Below are 17,913 nucleotides of genomic sequence, written 5' to 3'. Positions count from 1 at the left end.
GCATGAAATCCAAACATGAGAACATTACCAGTCGCGAGCAGTCCTTCGTTCAGCGTCCCGCGACCCGAATCTGGGAAGAACGGCCCAGCGAGGACAATCCCTACATCGCAGCCGAGGTTCGCTGCCATGGTTACGACCTGTTTGAGTTGATGGGGAAACGCAGCTTTGTCGATGTGCTGTTTTTACTCTTCAGGGGTGATTTGCCCACCACCGATCAATCCCGAATGCTGGAAAAGTTGATGATCGGCCTGATCAACCCCGGCCCCCGGCATCCGGCGACCCGCGCGGCCATGCATGCCGGTGTCGGAAAAACCAATCCCGCCCATATTCTGCCCATTGCCCTGAGCATCCTGGGCGGCACTCACCTGGGAGCCGGCTGTGTCGAGGATGCCATGCGGTTTTTCCGCCAGGCGGCCAAGCGCGATCCGCGACTCGTTTGCCGCGAAGCGATTCAAGAACAACAGCGCCCGGCTCAGGGTGATTGGCATCCCGTTCCTGGGTTCGGCAGTCGCTTCGGCAGCGTGGATGAGGTGCCGGGCAAACTGGCGACCGAGTTGAGCCGGCTTCCCGGCGCGGGCAAGGCGTTGCGGTGGGGCTGTTCCTTCGCCGAAGCTCTTCGCGAGCATGGAATCGGCTGGTTGTTTCCCGGCGTGGCGGCAGCGGTCTTGGCGGACATGGGTTTTCAACCGCGGGCCGGGGCGGGGCTTTTTCAGTATTTTCAAGCGCCCGGCCTGCTCGCCCACGGCCTGGAAATGGTCAACAAGCCCTTGACCGCCTTACCGTTTCCCTCCGACGCGAACTATGTCATCGAGGGGGATGCCGATGCCTGCTGATACCCGCTACTGGGACGAACGCCGTGGCCGCATTTTCTCCCGCAAGGGGGGATGGGTCATGGGCAAGGGGGTTTTCTGCCATGGGTTCGAGATGAACAAGGATCTCATGGGCAGAGTTTCCTTCTTTCAGGTGCTGATTCTTAATGCCACCGGCCGCCTCGTGGAAAAACCCCTGGCTGACTGGTTCGAGGCCATGCACGTCGGCTTGAGCTGGCCCGACGCGCGCATCTGGTGCAACCAAATCGGCGCCCTCGGCGGCACCCTGCGCTCCTCGGTCGTTGCAGCGACGGTCGCCGGGATACTGGCCGCGGATTCCCGTGCCTATGGCCAAGGGACATTGTTGGAAGGATTTGCATTTATTGAACGAGCACTCGCCGAGGCGAGAAAAGGCCAGAGCGCGAAGGATATCGTGGCGCAAGAGTGTGCCCGGCATGGCGGAAAGCCGAAGTTCATGGGCTATTCCCGGCCCATCGCCAAGGGCGATGAGCGGTTGGCGGAATTTTACAACATCCAGAAGCGCTTGGGTTTTTCCATTGGGGAACACCTTGCCTTGGCCCTGGAAATCGAGAAGGTCCTGCTGGAGGATTTCGACGAGGCCATGAATTTCAATGGCTATGTCAGCGCCTTTCTTGCCGACCAGGGGCTGACCGCTCAGGAAGCCTACCAAATATGCGCGGTGCTGGTGACCAGCGGTGTCACCGCCTGTTACGTCGATACCTTCGAGCGCCCTCCCGAATCCTTTCTTCCAATGCGCTGCGATGACATCGACTATCAGGGTCCATCTGCCCGTCCCGTTCCCTTGCCGGGGGAACCTTAATCCAGTTTCAACGAGAAACGGCCAGGGATCCTTCCTGGCCGTTTCTCGTCTGTGCGATATTTCCTTTTACCTCCCCAAGGTTTTCATGCGTAGTCCCATGGGGGGCACCTCTTCCGGGTCGATCCGGATATTCAGAAGTGTCGGCCCTGCTCGGCGGCAGATGGCCTCGAAGTCGAGGCGTTCAAGATCCGTAACCGCGGCGATATCCTCTCCGGCAGCCCCCATGGCATGGGCCATCTGAGCATAATCGACCGGCGGTAGTTCAAAGGCAACGGGTTCGGCACCTCCCAAACGCTGACCGTGTTTGACCATCCCCAGGGCGCCGTCATTGAGCACCACAAAAATGACCGGCAGTTTTTCCGCCACCGCCACCGTCAATTCCTGTCCGCTCATCAACCAGCTACCGTCCCCCGTCAAGCAGACCACGGGAGTTGCGGGGCAGCCGAAGGCAGTGCCCACGGAGGCGCCGATGGCCCAGCCCATGGCGCCAAAACCCATGGCATTCCGATACAATCCCTGGCTTTTTGGCAGCAGGTAATGAAGCGACCAGGCCCAGCTGTTGCCTGCGTCGATGATGAAGCGGGTCGATGCGGGAAATCTAACCGATAGCTCCCGCATCAATCGCTGTGGCTTGATGGGGGTGGTGTTCGCGCGATATTTCTCCGGTTCGTTGAGAGCGAGATGGGCAAGGCTATCCCTTTCCCAGGTATCTGAAATCATTTCATCCTTGCGGGGCTGGGAACCTCGGTCATGGACCAGGCGAAAGCGCTGCCGATGCTCCTTGGGAAGTCGTTCTTTCAGGGTGCGAAAAATAGTTTGTATGGTGCCGCAGACATGCAGGCGCGCCAGGGGGGCCAAATGAAAGTTCTCGGAGGTGAGATCGATCTGAATCAGTTTTTCCTGCAAGCTCTTGTTGCGATTCAGGCTGCCGAAGGTCAGGTCATCCATGCGGGTGCCCACCGCCAGCACCAAGTCGGTGCGTTCGTCATTGAGAGCTTGAAAGGCACTTGCATGGCCGCCAAATCCCAACACGCCGCGATAGAGCCAGTGCCCATGGGGAGCCCAGCGCTTGCCGCTTGGGCCGCTGACAATGAGGGCATTGATCAATTCCGCGAATTCCATGATCGGCTTGATGGCGTCGCCACAGTCTTCGCCCAGCACAATGAGGATGTGGTGAGATTTTTCGATTTCATCGAAAAGGGCATCGATGGCCTGCGGATTGGTCATGTCGTGAACATTGAGCAGGCTGTGAAACAGGGGCTTGTATTCATCGGGACGCAGGCGGCGCGGCGAAGCCAGCACGTCCATGGGGATGCTCAGGTGGGCGGGACCGGCCGGCGGCCCTTGGGTGGCGAGAATCGCCGACAGCAGTTTGCCTTCGAGTTGCCCGCGATGGGATATGAGGCTGCTGTATCGCGTGCAGTTCTGAAACATGGCCACGGTATTGACGGCGGTGCAAGAACTTTCCTGCAAGGTTCGCTTGCCGAATTGGGGCAGGGCGGTCTGCGCCGTAATGACCAGCATGGGAACGTTGTCGGCGTATGCCGAGGCAACCCCGGTGATGAGGTTGGTCGCGCCCGGTCCGGTGGTGGCGCAGCACACGCCGAGTTTGCCGGTTTCCCGGGCGTAGCCGTCCGCCATGAAGGCCGCGCCGGCTTCATGGCGGGCGACGATGGGGCGCAACCCGCCACGCCGCGCGCTTCGGGCCATGGCGTTGTAAAGGGGTTCAATCGCCCCACCGGGCACGCCGAAAATGTATTCGACGCCGATGCTTTCCAAATATTCCACGACCAGATCGCCCAATTCAGGCTTCTTGGCCAGGGCCGCGTCGAGTTGGCTGGATGCCGTGCTCAGGGGGTTGGATTCCGCCATGGAGATCTCCTCCGAAACCAGGAAACGGTTGCAGGTCAGGTGAGACAGTCCTGGCATTAAAGCATATTTTTTTATTAAAAAAAACGTCTTAATTGCGTATTGAGATGTGCGGAATTCGGCAAGATCTAATTAATTTGGAGAAGGGGGGCTGGAGGGAATTGGAGCTCGGCCAGGGGCAGAGGTTTGCCGATATGAAAGCCTTGGGCATAGTCGATGCCGAGACTCTGTACCAAATTGAGGATATTTTCATTGTGAACGAATTCGGCAACGGTTTTCTTGTTGAGGGCGCGCGCCACCTCGCTCATGGAACGGACCAGAACCTGGTCGATGGGATCACGGTCGAGATGGGTGATGAAGCTGCCGTCGACCTTGACGTATTCGGCGGGAAACTGCTTGAGAAAACCGAAGGTGCTGAAGCCGGTGCCGAAATCATCCACGGCGAATTCGCAGCCCAGCTCGTTGAGTTGCTTGATCATGCGCTGGGTGGCGGCGATATTGGCAATGCTGGCGCTTTCGGTCAGCTCGAACATCAGGCGCCGAGGTTCCACACCCTGGTCACGCAATTGTTTTTCGATGAGGGGGACGAGCTCCTCGTCGCCGAAGGCCTGCGCGGAGAGATTGACGGCGACGCGCTGCAGTTCGGGGGTTTCCTTGAGGTGAAGAATCGCTTTCCTGATCACGCTATGGTCAAGGAGCGCCATTTCTCCGGCCCGTTCCAGGGCGGGAATGAATTCCTGCGGCAGCGCAATCCCTGTCTCCGGCAGGTCGAGGCGCACCAGGGCCTCGTAGTGCACGATCTTCCCGCTGGCGATGTGCATGACCGGCTGAAAATAGAGCTTGAGGCGGTCCTCATCCACCGCGCGCCGCAAGCGGCGCACCCAATCGAGGCTGGTGCGCAACTCGTCGTTTTCCTTGTCCTTGGGGTCGTAGATCTGAATGCGGTTGCGGCCCCGGCGCTTGGCCACGTAGAGGGCAATGTCGGCTTGCTTGAAATATTCCTCGGGGTTGGCGAATTTGCCGTTGACTTCACTGATGCCGACGCTGCAGCTCAGGCCGGTTTCCTGGCCGTCGATTTCAACGCGATGTCCGAGGATGAGCTGCGTCATTTCCTCGGCCACCAGGCGGGCCTGGGCCTTGTCGGCGGCGGGGATGAGGATGCCGAATTCGTCGCCGCCCAGCCTGCACAGGGTATCGGAGAGGCGCAAGCGCGATTTGAGCAGTTGGCCAAGTTCGCGCAAGAGGGCATCGCCGTGCTGATGGCCGAAGTTGTCGTTGATCACCTTGAAATGGTCGAGGTCGAGAAACACCAGGGCATGACTGCCCTTGCCTCGGGCGCTGGTGGCGGCCAGGCGGCGCAGTTCATTCTCGAAATAATGGCGGTTGTGCAGGCCGGTCAGGGAATCATGCATGCTCAGGTATTCGACCTGCTTCTGGGTGCGCTTGCGCTCGGAAATATCATCGAGGCAGCCAAAGATTGCGCGGCCGCGGTCCGCGGATGGCACGGCGCCGAGGCGGTATTCGACCCACAGGGCTTCTCCCTGCTTGTCGAGCAGACGCAATTCGCCCTGGGATTCATGAATTTTCCCCTCCAGCAGCGGCTGGAGCCATTTGGCGACGCCTTCGACATCCTGGGGCAGGAAGGCCGCCAGGGGTTTGTTCAGGGAGTAGGCGAGGGAAAACCCCGTCAGTTTGGTCCAGGCGCGGTTGAGAAACTGAATTTCGCCGTTTTGATCGAGCTCGAGGACAATGGTGTTGAGGTTGTCCAGCAGGCGCTGGTGATCCTCGGAGATCTTGCGGTAGGCCTCGGTGCGCTCCTTGACCTGGTTGACACGCGAGGCGAACTGGGCATTGCTCACCAGATAGTCCTCGCGGCGGGTGGCGAGTTCGCAAACGCGGCGCAATTGATCGGCGAGAAACGGCTTGGCGATGAAATCCGCCGCTCCTTCGAGCATGAGATCCTCGGCGAGATCCACGGAACTGAAGGCGGTCATGACCACCACCGGTTGGGAAGGGTCGATTCTGAGGATTTCCCGCAGCACCTCGGGCCCCGACATTTCGGGCAGCATGGTGTCGAGTAGCACCAGATCATGGCGGCGTGCCGTCCAGGCCGCCAAGCCCGCCGATCCGTCGACGGCGATTTCCACCTCAAAGCGATGACGCAGCACGCGTCGGGCGATTTCCGCCGTGTCGGGGTTGTCCTCGACGACCAGCGCGCGTGGTCTGCGCAGGGTTTCCTCGGGAAGGGAGAGGCAATTGCGCACCACCTGTCCCAGTTTCGGCAGATGATCCATGGCAAGCATGGCATTGACGCCGAATTCGCGGGCGGTGGTTTCGGCAATGCGTTCGCACCAGGTTTTGGCCACGACGATGATGGGAATGTCGCTTTTGCACTTGAAGACCCCGGAGCGCACCAGGCGTGACAGGCGCCAGCCATCGAGGCCGGGGATATCAATTTCGGTGATCAGCAGGTCGACGGGAAGGCTGCGCAGAATTTGGGAAGCGCTGCGGCTGCACGCGGCTTCCGAGATATTCGGGTGCCCGGCTTTTTCCAGCAGGGATCGCAGCTGAAGGCGGGTTTCCGAGGCATTGTTGACGAGCAGAATATGCAGATCTTCAGACATCGAAGGGGTGCCCTAATCAGTATTCACCGTGAAATGAGACAGGACAATAAAATAGATTTAAAAAATAGCGTTTATTAATTTCCAAGTCAACCGGCAAATGAAAAAATAATAAAGATCAAAAGCCAACCAGAATCCGGACGATGCAATCTCTTTGGACGCGCTCTGGTTCATCGGTGTGGCAGACGGCGCCGCGCGTACCCGACAGGCAGTGGATCTGGCCGTCGCGAGCGGAAAGCGCGGTTGGCAGGGTTACAGGGCCTGGCGCGCACGCGCCCAGTTCGCCGGTTTTATCCGGCTTCAGGTATGTGGGGGACGAATCGGCAGGACTCTGGTCCCTGGCCAACGAAGGGAAATCAACGCGTGAGCTTTTGTCGCCAATCCCCAAGCCTTTCCTTGATTTTCCCGGCGTTTTCGGGGCCGAGGCGAATCATCAGCTTCTGTCCGGCGGACAGGGACTCCAGTTGCGGGTCGGCATAGCGATAGCGCTGGATATGGGGCTTGAGGCGGATGGGTTCATCAACCATGGGCGTGGCCAGGAGGTGATCGATAACCTGCACTAGGCGATCATTGAAATAACCGTCGGGATAGCCCAGGTCGCGATAGGCTTCCTGAAACAGGGGATAGAGCCGGACGTAGACGTCAACCGCCTGGGAGGTGTCGATCGCCGCGAAGAGATTGACCAGCGGGGTGTAGCGCTGATAGTTTTTCGGGCTGAGGATGGCATTTTCGCCTTCGCCCTCCACCAGAAAGGATCCAGGCGTCGGCCGGGTGGGCAGCAGGCGCAGGGGCACTTCCTTGCGCGGCAGGTTGTCGATGGTGACCACGATGCGCTTGATCAGATTGTTGAGCACAAACAGCTCTTCAAGGCGCGGCACCGGGAAAAAACGCGTAAGCGTCTCAATCATGAGGGGATCGCTTTCCTCCAGATCGGGCAGAGGCGGCGGCGGTTCCACGGGAGCCTCTTCCTTCGGGGTTTCCGCGGGCGGGACAGGAAGCGGAATGGGATAGAGCACCTTTGGCGGCGCGGGAGGTTGCGGCATCGCCTGACGTTCCACCTCGCTCACGGCGATTCGCTTTTCTGGGCGGCTGCCCTGCCAGAAAAACACGGCAAGGGCGCCGGCGACCAGAATTCCAGCCCAGATAAAGGGGTTTTTCATGGCGTTTCGTTCCTTGTGCGGCGGCGTGAAATAAGGGGTGTACGGGGGTAATATTACCGATAATCAGGCGATTGGCAAACGGGTTTTTGCCCGCTTTTCGCGGGGTGCAAAGGAGGAAGGGATGACCAAGAGGAGAGAAAAGTCCGCGGCCGTGCAATGCCGGCCAGGCTGCGCCGCCTGCTGCATCGCGCCATCCATCTCGTCATCCATTCCGGGAATGCCCCAGGGAAAGCCGGCCGGCATGCCCTGCGCGCAACTCACGGCCGAGAATCGCTGCGAGCTTTTCGGCCTGCCGCAGCGTCCGGCGGTATGCCTGAGCCTCCAGCCGCATCCGGATATGTGCGGAGAGAACGCGGCCGAGGCCCTGGCCCGATTGGCCGAGTTGGAAAGGCTGACGCGTCCGGGCGCTGAAAAGGGGCGGGGAAACCCCGCCCCGGCAAGGTAAACATCCCAGCGCGACGGCAGCCGCTCGCCTGGTCGCTTAGGGCGCGGCGGCGCGCAGGGCTTGATCGAGATCGGCGAGAATGTCGTCGAGATCCTCCAGACCCACGGATACCCGGATGAAGTCGGGAGTGACGCCGGCGGCCAGCTGAGCCTCGGGGGAGAGCTGCTGGTGGGTGGTGGAAGCCGGATGAATCACCAGGGTCTTGGCGTCGCCGATGTTGGCCAGGTGGCTGGCGAGCTTGACGCTGTCGATGAAGCGCGCCCCCGCCGTCACGCCGCCCTTGATGCCGAAGCCGAGGATCGCCCCCTGGCCCTTGGGCAGATAAGACTTGGCCCGGGCAAAATCGGGGTGGCTTTCCAACCCCGGATAATTGACCCAGGAAACCTGCGGATGCTTTTCCAGAAAACGCGCCACGCCCAAAGCGTTTTCGCAATGGCGGGGCATGCGTACATGGAGGGTTTCCAGCCCCTGCAGGAACAGGAAACTGTTGAAGGGCGAGAGGCAGGGACCCATGTCGCGCAGCAGGGTCACGCGCATTTTGAGAATGTAGGCCAGCGCGCCCAGGGCCTCATGGTAAACCAGACCGTGGTAGCTGGGGTCGGGGGTGGTGAATTCGGCAAAGCGCCCGCTCGACCAGTCGAAGCGACCGCTGTCGACCACCGCGCCGCCGATGCTGGTGCCATGGCCGCCGATGAACTTGGTGAGGCTGTAGCAGACGATGTCGGCGCCGTGCTCGATGGGCCTGAAAAGCATCGGCGTGGCCACGGTATTGTCGACGATCACCGGCACGCCCTGGGCGTGGGCGATGTCGGCGATGGCGCGGAAATCATCGACGTTGTTCTTCGGATTGCCGATGGTTTCCAGAAACACCGCCCTGGTCCGCTCGTCGATGGCCGCGGCGAGGTTGGACGGGTTGGATGAGTCGACAAACTTGACGGTGATGCCCATGCGCGCCAGGGTGTGGCGAAACAGGTTGTAGGTACCGCCGTAGAGATAGCTGGTGGAGATGATGTTGTCGCCGGCGCGAGCAATGTTGAGCACCGCCAGGGTGATGGCCGAGGAACCCGAGGCCAGGGCCAGGGCGCCCACGCCGCCGTCGAGCTCGGCGAGGCGTTTTTCCAGCACATCGGTGGTCGGGTTCATGATGCGGGTATAGATATTGCCCATTTCCTTGAGGGCGAAGAGGTTGGCGGCATGTTCCGAAGAGCGGAAAGCGTAAGAAGATGTCTGATAGATGGGAACGGCGCGCGAACCGGTGGTGGGATCGGGGGTTTGGCCGGCGTGCAGGGCTTTGGTGCCAAGGCCGGTGTTTCTCTCGTCGCTCATGGGATGACTCCGTTGATTGAGGGAAATTTTTCTCGAAAAACTAAGTAAAGTTGTAAAGAAACAAACGTTGTACCTATATCAAATCCGCGAAAAAGATCAACCGGTTTTTAGATGCTCCCGGAGCCTTCATGGATATCGATCTCCTGCGAGCGGTGACGGCTGAATTGCAGCAGTGTCTCACCGGTGCCCGTTTTGACAAGATTTATCAGCCCGAGGCTGATCTCTTCATCTTTCGCCTGTGGAACGGGCGGGACAGCCTGCGCTTGCTTGTCTCGCCCTCGCCGCGTTTTCCCCGGCTGTACCTGACCACGCAAGCCTTTCCCAATCCGGGCGCGCCGCCCCGGTTCGCCCAGTTGCTGCGCGCGCGACTCAGCCGCCTGGTCCGTATCGAGCAGGTGCCCGAGGAGCGCATTGTACATTTTCATTGCACCGGCCCCCAGGGCGAAGCCTACCTGCTTGCCTTGGAGTTGCTTGGGCGACGGTCCAATCTGCTGCTGGTCGATGAACAAGGGACGATCGTCGATCTTTGGGAGCGCGACAAATGCGAAAACACCCTGCGCGATTTGCGTCCGGGCCAGCCCTACGGCTTGCCTGCGCCGCGCCAGGTTCAAGGGGGTCAAGGCCGGCCCATGGCCGAAACCGGCAACGCCGGCTCGCCGTCGACGGTCGCCGAAAGCTATTATCGACAGCTGTTGGTCGACGCCGACGAGGTTGGTGAACAAAAGCAACTCCTGCGCCTGGTGGAGCGCCGTCTGACCAGGGTGCGTGGGCGTTTGGAAAAAATTCGCGCAGAGCAGCAGGCCTTGGCCGCGACCGACCGCTGGCGGGAACTGGGGGAATTGCTGTTGGCCAACCTTTACCGGATCAAACGCGGGCAAGCCGAAATCCAGTTGGAGGATTACTATCAGGAGCCGCCACGGCCCATCAGCATCGAACTGGATCCGCGCCTGACGCCCGCGGAAAACGCCGAGCGGTATTTTCGCCGCTATAAAAAAGGACGGCGCGGCGCCGAACACATTGCGCGCCGCCTTGCGGAAACCGCCGAGGAAACGGCCTGGCTAGAAACGGTGCAGCACGCCTTGCGCCAGGCGCAGGAACCCGTCGATGTGGTCATGATTCGCGGCGAACTCGAAGAGGCCGGGCTGCTGCCTTCGCAGGGCAACCTGGCCAAGCGAGCCCCGGTGGACCCGCGCAGCCGGCTGCGTTCAACCCTTAGCCCGGGAGGCTACCGGATTTTCTGGGGGCGCAACAACCGCACCAACGATTATGTCAGCCGCGAACTGGCCGAGGCGGCCGACTGGTGGTTTCACGCCAAGGATCTGCCCGGCTGTCACCTGGTGCTCAAGGTGTGGCGTAAGGACGAGGACGTTCCAGAAGAGGATCTGCTGTATGCCGCGGCCTTGGCCGCCGGTTATTCGCGGGGCGCCGAGGCCGGCAAGGTGGAGGTCATGGTGACGCGCGCCGCCGAGGTGCGCAAGCCCAAAGGCGCGCCGTCGGGCTTGGTGCAGGTGCGGTCCTACCGCAGTGTGAGGGTGGAGCCGAAAAAATTGCCGGAGCCGTAAAAAGTCCTTGCAATTTGTTTTTTCCTGGTTATATTTGTTTAAATTAATTTTATCTTTCTAAGTCTGCGGAGCGGACGGGAAAGGCAGGTGGCGCATGGCCACGGAGGGAATCTCGCGACAGCACATTCTGGAAAACCTCAAGGCCCTGCACGCGGATACGTTTCCAAAAATCTGCGGCCAATGCGGGGCGGTGTTTTATTCCCCCGACGATTACCTGCGCAAGAACCGGCGCTTTTTCAGAGCCCCGCGTCCGGCAATCCCCGCTCCCAACGACCTGAGCTTCGTTCAACTCTACCGTCACTGCCGATGCGGGTCCGCCCTGCTGGCGCATGTCTGCGACCGGCGCGATGAAACCGAACCAGGTCGGCGGCGCCGCGAAAAGTTTCAGAGAGTTCTCGATCTGCTGGTGGCGCGCGGCTGGGATCGCGACATCGCGCGGGATGAAATCCAGAAATTCCTCCTGGGAGAGAAAAGTTCCCTGCTGGAAATTTTTCTGACGCGCCGCGAGAATTAAAAGACCAACCGTTGGCGGCTGCTTTCCGTCCTCGCCTACTCCCGGCTTGATCCCCGTCCGCTGCCGATGCCGCGCTTGCTGGCGCGGATGAAAGCGAGCATGCTCGCCACATCCTCCGTAACCTTCAATTCTCCCTCGATTTTCTCCAGGGCGGCTTCGAGCCCCATCTCCGAGCGAAAAATGACCTTGAAAGCTTCCTTGATGGCGCGAATCCGTTCGGCGCTGTAACCATTGCGTTTCAGCCCCACGGTGTTGATCGCCCGGATCCAGTTGAGTCCGTCATTGATGCAGAAAGGCGGAATGTCCTTGGCCGCGCCCGAGCCGCCGCGCATCATGGCAAAGGCGCCGATGCGCACGAACTGATGCACCTGGCAGTTGCCCGAGATGATGGCGCGGTCGCCCACCTCGACATGGCCGGCGAGCAGGGCGCCATTGACCAGGATGATGTGGTTGCCGAGGATGCAGTTGTGGGCGACATGGCTGTTGACCATCAGATAATTGTTGTTACCCACCAGGGTCTGGGTGCCGGGTCGATTGCCGCGATGGACGGTCACGCCCTCGCGAAAAACATTGCCGTCGCCGATGAGGGTGTGGCTCTCCTCGCCCTTGTAGCCCAGATCCTGGGGCTCGTGCCCGAGGACCGCGCCGGGGAACAGGCGGTTGTTCTTGCCCAGGGTCGTCCAGCGCCCCACATGAGCGCCGTGCATCAGGCAGGTTCCCTCGCCGATGACGACATCGGCGTCGACGAACGCCTGGGGACCGATTTCAACCCCGTCGGCGAGGCGCGCCGTCGGGTCGACATGGGCACTGGGATGTATCCGAGCGGACATGGGCGGGAATTCTCCGTTTTAGAAGTGAATGGGCGGCTGACGCCCAGGGTATAGCACCATCCAAGGGCGGCGGCAAGGGGGATTTCTAGGCGTGCAGGTCGGGTAGGGGGATGGTGAAACTGAAGCGGCTTCCGGCGCCGTTCGCGAGAGGGCTTTCGACCCAGATGCGGCCGCCGTGCAGATGCACGATTTCCTTGCAAATGGCCAGCCCCAGGCCGGTGCCCTTGCGTGATCCGGCGTTTTTACCGCGCACCTGCTGATAACGGCCGAAGAGATCCTTTTGCTGATCAACGGGGATGCCTGGACCGGCATCGCTGATGTCGACGCGCAAGGTCGCAGGACTGTCCGGCGTTTGATCAAGACGTTGCGCGGTCAGGATGATCTCGGCGCCGCGTGGACTGAATTTGGCCGCGTTGGTCAGCAGATTGGTCAATACCCGGCCCAACTGCTGCTCATCCGCCTGGATGATCGGCAGCGCGTCGCAATTATCGAACCGCAGGTGCAGATCCTTCTCCAGAAAGAGGGCGGCCAGGTCCTGAAAGGTGCGGCGCGCCATCGCGCCGAAATGAAAGGGCGCGGGATGGATTTCCATTTTCCCGGCTTCAAGCTTGGAAAGGTGCAGGATGTCCTCGATCAGCGACAGCAGGCGGTCGCTGCCTCCCTGGATGTTTTCCAGGGCGCCTTTCTGGTCCTCGCTGAGGGGGCCGAGCATGCCCTGGGTCAACACGTCGGAAAACCCCCGGATGCTGGTCAGGGGCGAGCGCAGATCGTGCACCAGCATGGAGATGAAATCCGCCTTGACCTCCTCGATTTCCGTCAGTTTGCACAAATAATCGGCAACGATCCGAAAACGGTCGGCGACAAGTTGCAGGGCCTGGGCAATGCCTTCGCTGACGACCCGCGGATGGCGGGTGAACAGGCAGATCAACGCCAGCAAATCCTCGCCGTTTTTGACTTCGACGGCATGGAGCAGGTGAAATGTGGCCTGTTCATCCTGGGTAGGTCCTGAATTCTCGGGAAAGAGCAGCAACGTAGTCCGTGCGGCAGCCTCGGCGGGCAGGCCGCAACGAGCGATCATCAGCTCTTGCGCTTGCTGGATGAATGAAGGCGGCATGGGTGCATTGATGGAGAAAGCCAGGGTCTGCCGCTCCGGTGAGTGGCATAGCAGCAGCCCGGCGGCGTCGTGGCGGCAGATGGCTCCAAGAAAACCAAGCAGTTCACCGCACAGCGCACGCACATCCTGGGCCAGGCTGTTGAGCTTGAGGATTTCGTTGGAAATGGTCGATTCGTAAAGCAAGCGGTCGAGGATCGCGGTCAGGCGGGCCTGGATGTCCTCGCGAGGAAGATTAACGCCGAGGGCGATACGCTTGCGGCGGCCCTCAACCACCGGGCGACGTGCCAGCAGATTACTGATGGCGGCGACGATCTGGGAGGTCGGCGAGGCTTTTTCCAGATAGAGGTCGGCTCCCGCATGCTGGCCCCAGAAGCGGTCATGCTGTTCGCTGAGGTGAGTCAGTAGAATGATGGGAATCTGGGCGGTGGCGGGATCGTTTTTGAGCAGGCGGCACAAATGATAGCCGTTGAGTTCGGGCATGAGGATGTCCGAGAGCACCAGATGAGGAGGATTCTGGTAGACTTTCTCCATCGCTTCGATGCCGTCGGCGGCGGTTTCGACAAGAAACCCCTGGTCCTCAAGGGCATCACGCAGAATGGCCACTTGGGTGGGGCTGTCGTCAACCACGAGAATGGTGGGGCTATTTTTCATGATGCCTTGGGGCGAAGAAAGAGAAAGTTTAGTGATTTTTATACAATAGCTTTTTAAGCAGGTCAAAGAATTATTGCTGGAGCATCTCCTGTGTGTTGTTGGCGTTTGGTTTTTCTGCCCATTTTGGGTGCAGCAGGCCAGGGGTCTGTATAAAATTTCATCTCGTCATTTCTCGGCCAACTGCGCTCAAGCTTGAGGTTTCGTCAAGAATGTCTATTTAAATCAATATGATGGCATCAATTCGCCGGTGCTTTGAAAAATTGGGCAAAGTCCTTGCTATGCTTGGGGCAAGACAAGAGCATCGCGGGATGCTTGCCGAGAATTCGCTTGCTCGCGCCAAATGTGAAGCCTATAATCCTTGCGCATTTTACATGGTTTTAAAAATAGCCCTGGAGGTCAGCAGATGAGAAAAGTGGAAGCGATCATCAAGCCGTTCAAACTCGACGAGGTGAAGGAAGCCCTGAACGAAATCGGCATCCAGGGTTTGACAGTCAGCGAGGTCAAGGGCTTTGGGCGCCAGAAGGGCCACACCGAACTTTACCGCGGCGCCGAATACGTCGTGGATTTCATTCCGAAGATCAAAATGGAGATCATCGTGCGCGACGATCTGGTCGCCAAGGTGGTCGACGCCATTGCCGAAGCCGCGCGCACCGGGCGCATCGGTGATGGAAAGATTTTTGTCACTCCCGTCGATGAAGTGGTTCGCATCCGGACCGGCGAAAGGGGCGATGACGCCCTCTGATCCGGCTCCCCGTCCGATTATCAGCCCAGCTTTGAGTTGTTTTTCACAGGGGAAGACAGCTCAAAACCGAATGAACGTTCAAAGGAGACGCGCATGACCCCGAGAGAAGTCGTTGGATTTGCCAAAGAAAACAACTGTCAGATGGTCGACTACAAATTTCTTGATTTCGTTGGCGTCTGGCAGCACTTTACCACCCCGATCAGCGAATTCGGGGAAGAAATCTTCGAGGAAGGCCTCGGCTTTGACGGCTCCTCCATCCGCGGCTGGCAGCCGATTCACAACAGCGACATGCTGATCATGCCCGACCCGACCACCGCCAAGATCGATCCTTTTCCCGAAATCCCGACCCTGAGCCTGATCTGCAACATCATCGACCCCTTCACCCGCGAAGGCTACAGCCGTGACCCGCGCTTCATCGCCTCCAAGGCCGAAGCCTACCTAAAATCCACGGGCATTGGTGATACCGCCTATTTCGGCCCCGAGCCCGAGTTCTTCGTGTTCGACGATATCCGCTACTCTTCCAGCGCCAACGAGTCCTTCTATTGCCTGGATTCGGTGGAAGGCATCTGGAACACCGGCCGCGAGGAATTCCCCAACCTCGGCTACAAGCCCCGCCACAAGGAAGGCTATTTCCCCTGTGCGCCGACGGATTCCCTCATCGACCTGCGTAACGAAATGGTGCAGGTGCTGCAGAATGTCGGCATTCGCATCGAGGCCGCTCACCACGAAGTGGCCACCGGCGGCCAGTGCGAAATCGACATGCGCTTCGATTCGCTGCTGCGCATGGGCGATACCCTGCAGTGGTTCAAGTACGTCATCAAGAACGTTGCCTTCCGCAACGGGAAAACCGTGACCTTCATGCCCAAGCCCCTGTTCGGCGACAACGGCTCGGGAATGCACTGCCATCAGTCCATCTGGAAAGACGGCAAGAACCTGTTCTACGGCGATGGTTACGGCGGCCTCTCCAAGGAAGCCCTGTGGTACATCGGCGGCATCATGAAGCACGCCAAGGCCCTGTGCGCCTTCACCAATCCGACCACCAACTCCTACAAGCGTCTGGTGCCCGGCTACGAAGCGCCCGTCAACCTGGCCTACTCCAACCGCAACCGCTCGGCCTCGATCCGTATCCCGGCGACCACCAATCCCAAGAGCAAGCGCGTCGAGTACCGCACGCCCGACCCGTCCTGCAACGGTTATCTGGCCTTTGCCGCGCTGCTCATGGCGGGCCTCGACGGCATCGAGAACAAGATCGATCCGGGCGATCCCCTCGACAAGGACATCTACGGTCTGAGCCCCGAGGAACTCAAGGACATCCCGGGCGTGGCCGGCTCCCTGCATGAAGCCCTGGAAGCCCTGCGCAACGACCATGAATTCCTCCTCAAGGGCGATGTCTTCACCGAGGACGTCATCGACATGTGGATCGACTACAAGATGAACGCCGAGGTCAACCCGGTGCGTATGCGCCCCGTGCCCCTCGAATTCGCCCTGTATTACGACTGCTGATCCTTCGCCGGCACCTCCGCACCACAAAAAAGCCCTCCGGTTCGCGCCGGGGGGCTTTTTGCATGTGGCAAATTAGGACTGTTGGGTTACGCGATGAGACCGCTAACCCAACCTACATTTTGTATGAACCTTACAAATAGGACGCAGATTTGCAGGATGAACACGGATTTTTGGGCTTGATCCCTAAAATCCAGGTATTTTCTGCGTATATCTGCGTCCAATATAGGTTACTGAAGAAGGTAAAGCAAAACCGTCAGCGTCACCGCGCTGAGCAACGTCGTCGTCAGGATGGTGCCGGCGACCAGGTCGGAGCGGCCGCCGAATCGCAGGGAGTAGAGCAGGGGCAGTACCGCGGACGGGGTGCTGGTCTGCAGAATGACCACCGCCCGGGTCAATCCTTCGATGCCCAAAAGCGCCGTCAGTCCCCAGGCGACCAGGGGTGCCACGCCCAGGCGCACCAGGGTCGCCAGGGAGAAAAATCCCAGGCGACTTTGCCATTGAGTACGGGCAAGCTGCATGCCGAGCATGACCAGCATGAGGGGAATGGCCGCCTGGCCGAGCAGATCCAGGGGCCGCAGGATGAAGTCCGGCGGCTGCCAGCCCATCGCCTTGCAGGCAAAGGCCAGCAGCACCCCATGAAAAATGGGAATCTTGCCCATGTTGACCAGGGCGGTCGGCAGGGAGGCGCCTGAGCCCTGGGCGATGACGATGGCCAGGGTGCCCAGGGGAATGTTGAACAGGACGAACGTCAGCACCGAGATTTCCAGGGCCGCCTCGCCGAAGGCGAAAAAGGTGAGGGGCAGGCCGAAATTGCCGACGTTCATCATGACGGTGGTCAGGAGCAGGGCGCTGCGGTTCTCCGCATCAAAACGCAGCAGCGCCGCCAGGCCTCGCGACAAGGCATGGAGCGTCGCGGTATAGAGGCACATGAACAAAAAAAGATTTCCGGCCAGGCCCAGGTCGAACTCCCGTTTCATCAGGGCGCTGAACACCAGGGCCGGGGCCAGCAGGTAGAGGGAGGTCAGGGTGAGGGTGCGAAAGTCGAGTTTGGCGCATTTTTCCAGAACGTAGCCGGAAAAAACGATGATGAAGACGGGCAGGACCACCTGAACAAACAGCATGCGCACCTCGTGGACAATGAACGGGGAGATTAGCACGCCCTCGGGATGCCTGCGAGGATAAAAAAAGCGGGACAGCCCCCTGAGGCCATCCCGCTTTGCTTGTCCTTGAACCGAACATCCGGCCTGGGCCGGACGTCCAGCTATTTCCAGAGAACCTTGACCACCGCGGAAAAATCCTCCTCGCCGCGACCGTCCTCGATGGCCTGGCGATAGACCCGGCTCACCGCCTCGGCGGCGGGCAGGTCGAGACCCGCCTTGTGCCCGGCATCCTGGGCCAACTGCAAGCCTTCGTAAACGTATTTAAGGGCCAGGTTGCGCGAGAAATCGCCGCGGGCGATGGAGCGGCCCTTGGCATTGAACAGGGGCGAGGCAACTCCGCCGGAATCCAGCACCTCGATGATCTTGTCGGCGCTGAAACCGAGCTTTTCACCCAGGGTCAGGCCCTCGGCCAACGCCTGCATGAGCTCCGCCTGCACCAGGTTCACCACGAACTTCATGCGCGTGGCGGCCCCCACCTCGCCGACATGGATGATGTTGAGGCCGAAGAAGGAAAAGGCCTCGCGGCAGCGGCTGAGCAGGGTCGGATCGCCGCCGACGAGAATCGTCAGCAGGCCGTTGACGGCATGCTCCTTGGTGCCCCAAACCGGCGCTTCGAGGAACATGGCGCGCCGAGCCGCGGCCGCCTTGGCCAGTTCCATCGTCACTTCCAGGCTGTGGGTGCCCATGTCCACCAGCAGGGTGCCGGGATCCAGCCCTTGCAGGAAGCTGCGATCTCCGGAGAACATCGCCTCGGTCTCCTCCTTTT

Annotated in this window: 15 protein-coding genes; 7 read left to right on the top strand and 8 right to left on the bottom strand. The window is 60.0% G+C overall.

Annotated features, from left to right (window positions below):
* Positions 1-2 precede the first annotated feature (2 nt).
* Complete coding sequence (locus QAT43_RS03175) at positions 3-833, top strand: citrate/2-methylcitrate synthase (RefSeq protein WP_305041589.1); 831 nt, start codon at positions 3-5, stop codon at positions 831-833.
* A complete protein-coding gene (locus QAT43_RS03170; RefSeq protein WP_305041588.1) occupies positions 823-1,650 on the top strand; it encodes a hypothetical protein in 828 nt (275 codons plus the stop codon). The genes QAT43_RS03175 and QAT43_RS03170 overlap by 11 nt, the downstream gene beginning before the upstream one ends.
* Before the next feature lie 66 nt (positions 1,651-1,716).
* On the opposite strand, the gene QAT43_RS03165 is transcribed toward QAT43_RS03170, so the two are convergent.
* The 3 genes from QAT43_RS03165 to QAT43_RS03155 all read right to left on the bottom strand — a co-directional run bounded on the left by QAT43_RS03165 (position 1,717) and on the right by QAT43_RS03155 (position 7,300).
* Complete coding sequence (locus QAT43_RS03165) at positions 1,717-3,522, bottom strand: thiamine pyrophosphate-binding protein (protein WP_305041587.1); 1,806 nt, start codon at positions 3,520-3,522, stop codon at positions 1,717-1,719.
* A gap of 125 nt (positions 3,523-3,647) precedes the next feature.
* Positions 3,648-6,143, bottom strand: a complete 2,496-nt coding sequence (locus QAT43_RS03160) for a two-component system response regulator (RefSeq protein ID WP_305041586.1) — start codon at positions 6,141-6,143, stop codon at positions 3,648-3,650.
* Between the two features lie 353 nt (positions 6,144-6,496).
* On the bottom strand, positions 6,497-7,300 hold the full coding sequence (locus QAT43_RS03155) for a DUF3014 domain-containing protein (protein ID WP_305041585.1): 804 nt from the start codon (positions 7,298-7,300) through the stop codon (positions 6,497-6,499).
* Between the two features lie 121 nt (positions 7,301-7,421).
* Here QAT43_RS03155 and QAT43_RS03150 point away from each other — a divergent pair, with 121 nt between their 5' ends.
* Positions 7,422-7,745: a YkgJ family cysteine cluster protein gene (locus tag QAT43_RS03150; protein ID WP_305041584.1), complete on the top strand. Its 324-nt coding sequence runs from the start codon at positions 7,422-7,424 to the stop codon at positions 7,743-7,745.
* A 36-nt stretch (positions 7,746-7,781) separates the two neighbouring features.
* On the opposite strand, the gene QAT43_RS03145 is transcribed toward QAT43_RS03150, so the two are convergent.
* Entirely contained in the window at positions 7,782-9,071 is a 1,290-nt protein-coding gene (locus tag QAT43_RS03145) for a homocysteine synthase (protein ID WP_305041583.1), read from the bottom strand.
* Between the two features lie 128 nt (positions 9,072-9,199).
* Between QAT43_RS03145 and QAT43_RS03140 the strand changes: the two genes are divergently transcribed.
* Positions 9,200-10,633 (top strand): Rqc2 family fibronectin-binding protein, encoded by a 1,434-nt coding sequence (locus tag QAT43_RS03140; protein WP_305041582.1) that lies wholly within the window; start codon positions 9,200-9,202, stop codon positions 10,631-10,633.
* A gap of 94 nt (positions 10,634-10,727) precedes the next feature.
* Positions 10,728-11,147, top strand: coding sequence for a hypothetical protein (locus tag QAT43_RS03135; RefSeq protein WP_305041581.1), 420 nt, complete (start codon positions 10,728-10,730; stop codon positions 11,145-11,147).
* Between the two features lie 35 nt (positions 11,148-11,182).
* Here QAT43_RS03135 and lpxA read toward each other — a convergent pair whose 3' ends face one another.
* Together lpxA and QAT43_RS03125 are read right to left on the bottom strand one after the other, a co-directional pair.
* Positions 11,183-11,977, bottom strand: a complete 795-nt coding sequence (gene lpxA, locus QAT43_RS03130; protein ID WP_305041580.1) for an acyl-ACP--UDP-N-acetylglucosamine O-acyltransferase — start codon at positions 11,975-11,977, stop codon at positions 11,183-11,185.
* Positions 11,978-12,062: 85 nt separating this feature from the next.
* The gene (locus QAT43_RS03125; protein ID WP_305041579.1) at positions 12,063-13,742 is read right to left on the bottom strand and encodes a hybrid sensor histidine kinase/response regulator; all 1,680 of its coding nucleotides are present in this window, start codon (positions 13,740-13,742) and stop codon (positions 12,063-12,065) included.
* A 403-nt stretch (positions 13,743-14,145) separates the two neighbouring features.
* Here QAT43_RS03125 and QAT43_RS03120 point away from each other — a divergent pair, with 403 nt between their 5' ends.
* A complete protein-coding gene (locus QAT43_RS03120) occupies positions 14,146-14,484 on the top strand; it encodes a P-II family nitrogen regulator (protein WP_305041578.1) in 339 nt (112 codons plus the stop codon).
* Between the two features lie 93 nt (positions 14,485-14,577).
* The gene (gene glnA, locus QAT43_RS03115; protein WP_305041577.1) at positions 14,578-15,987 is read left to right on the top strand and encodes a type I glutamate--ammonia ligase; all 1,410 of its coding nucleotides are present in this window, start codon (positions 14,578-14,580) and stop codon (positions 15,985-15,987) included.
* A gap of 227 nt (positions 15,988-16,214) precedes the next feature.
* On the opposite strand, the gene QAT43_RS03110 is transcribed toward glnA, so the two are convergent.
* Both QAT43_RS03110 and QAT43_RS03105 read right to left on the bottom strand, forming a co-directional pair.
* Positions 16,215-17,108, bottom strand: coding sequence for an AEC family transporter (locus QAT43_RS03110; RefSeq protein ID WP_305041576.1), 894 nt, complete (start codon positions 17,106-17,108; stop codon positions 16,215-16,217).
* A 140-nt stretch (positions 17,109-17,248) separates the two neighbouring features.
* Positions 17,249-17,913, bottom strand: a 665-nt coding sequence (locus QAT43_RS03105; protein ID WP_305041575.1) for an NAD(P)-dependent oxidoreductase, incomplete at its 5' end; no start/stop codon positions are given.

It is taken from the genome of Geoalkalibacter sp. (genome assembly GCF_030604225.1).
Classification (GTDB): domain Bacteria; phylum Desulfobacterota; class Desulfuromonadia; order Desulfuromonadales; family Geoalkalibacteraceae; genus Geoalkalibacter.
This window is presented reverse-complemented; position numbering and strand designations above follow the sequence as displayed.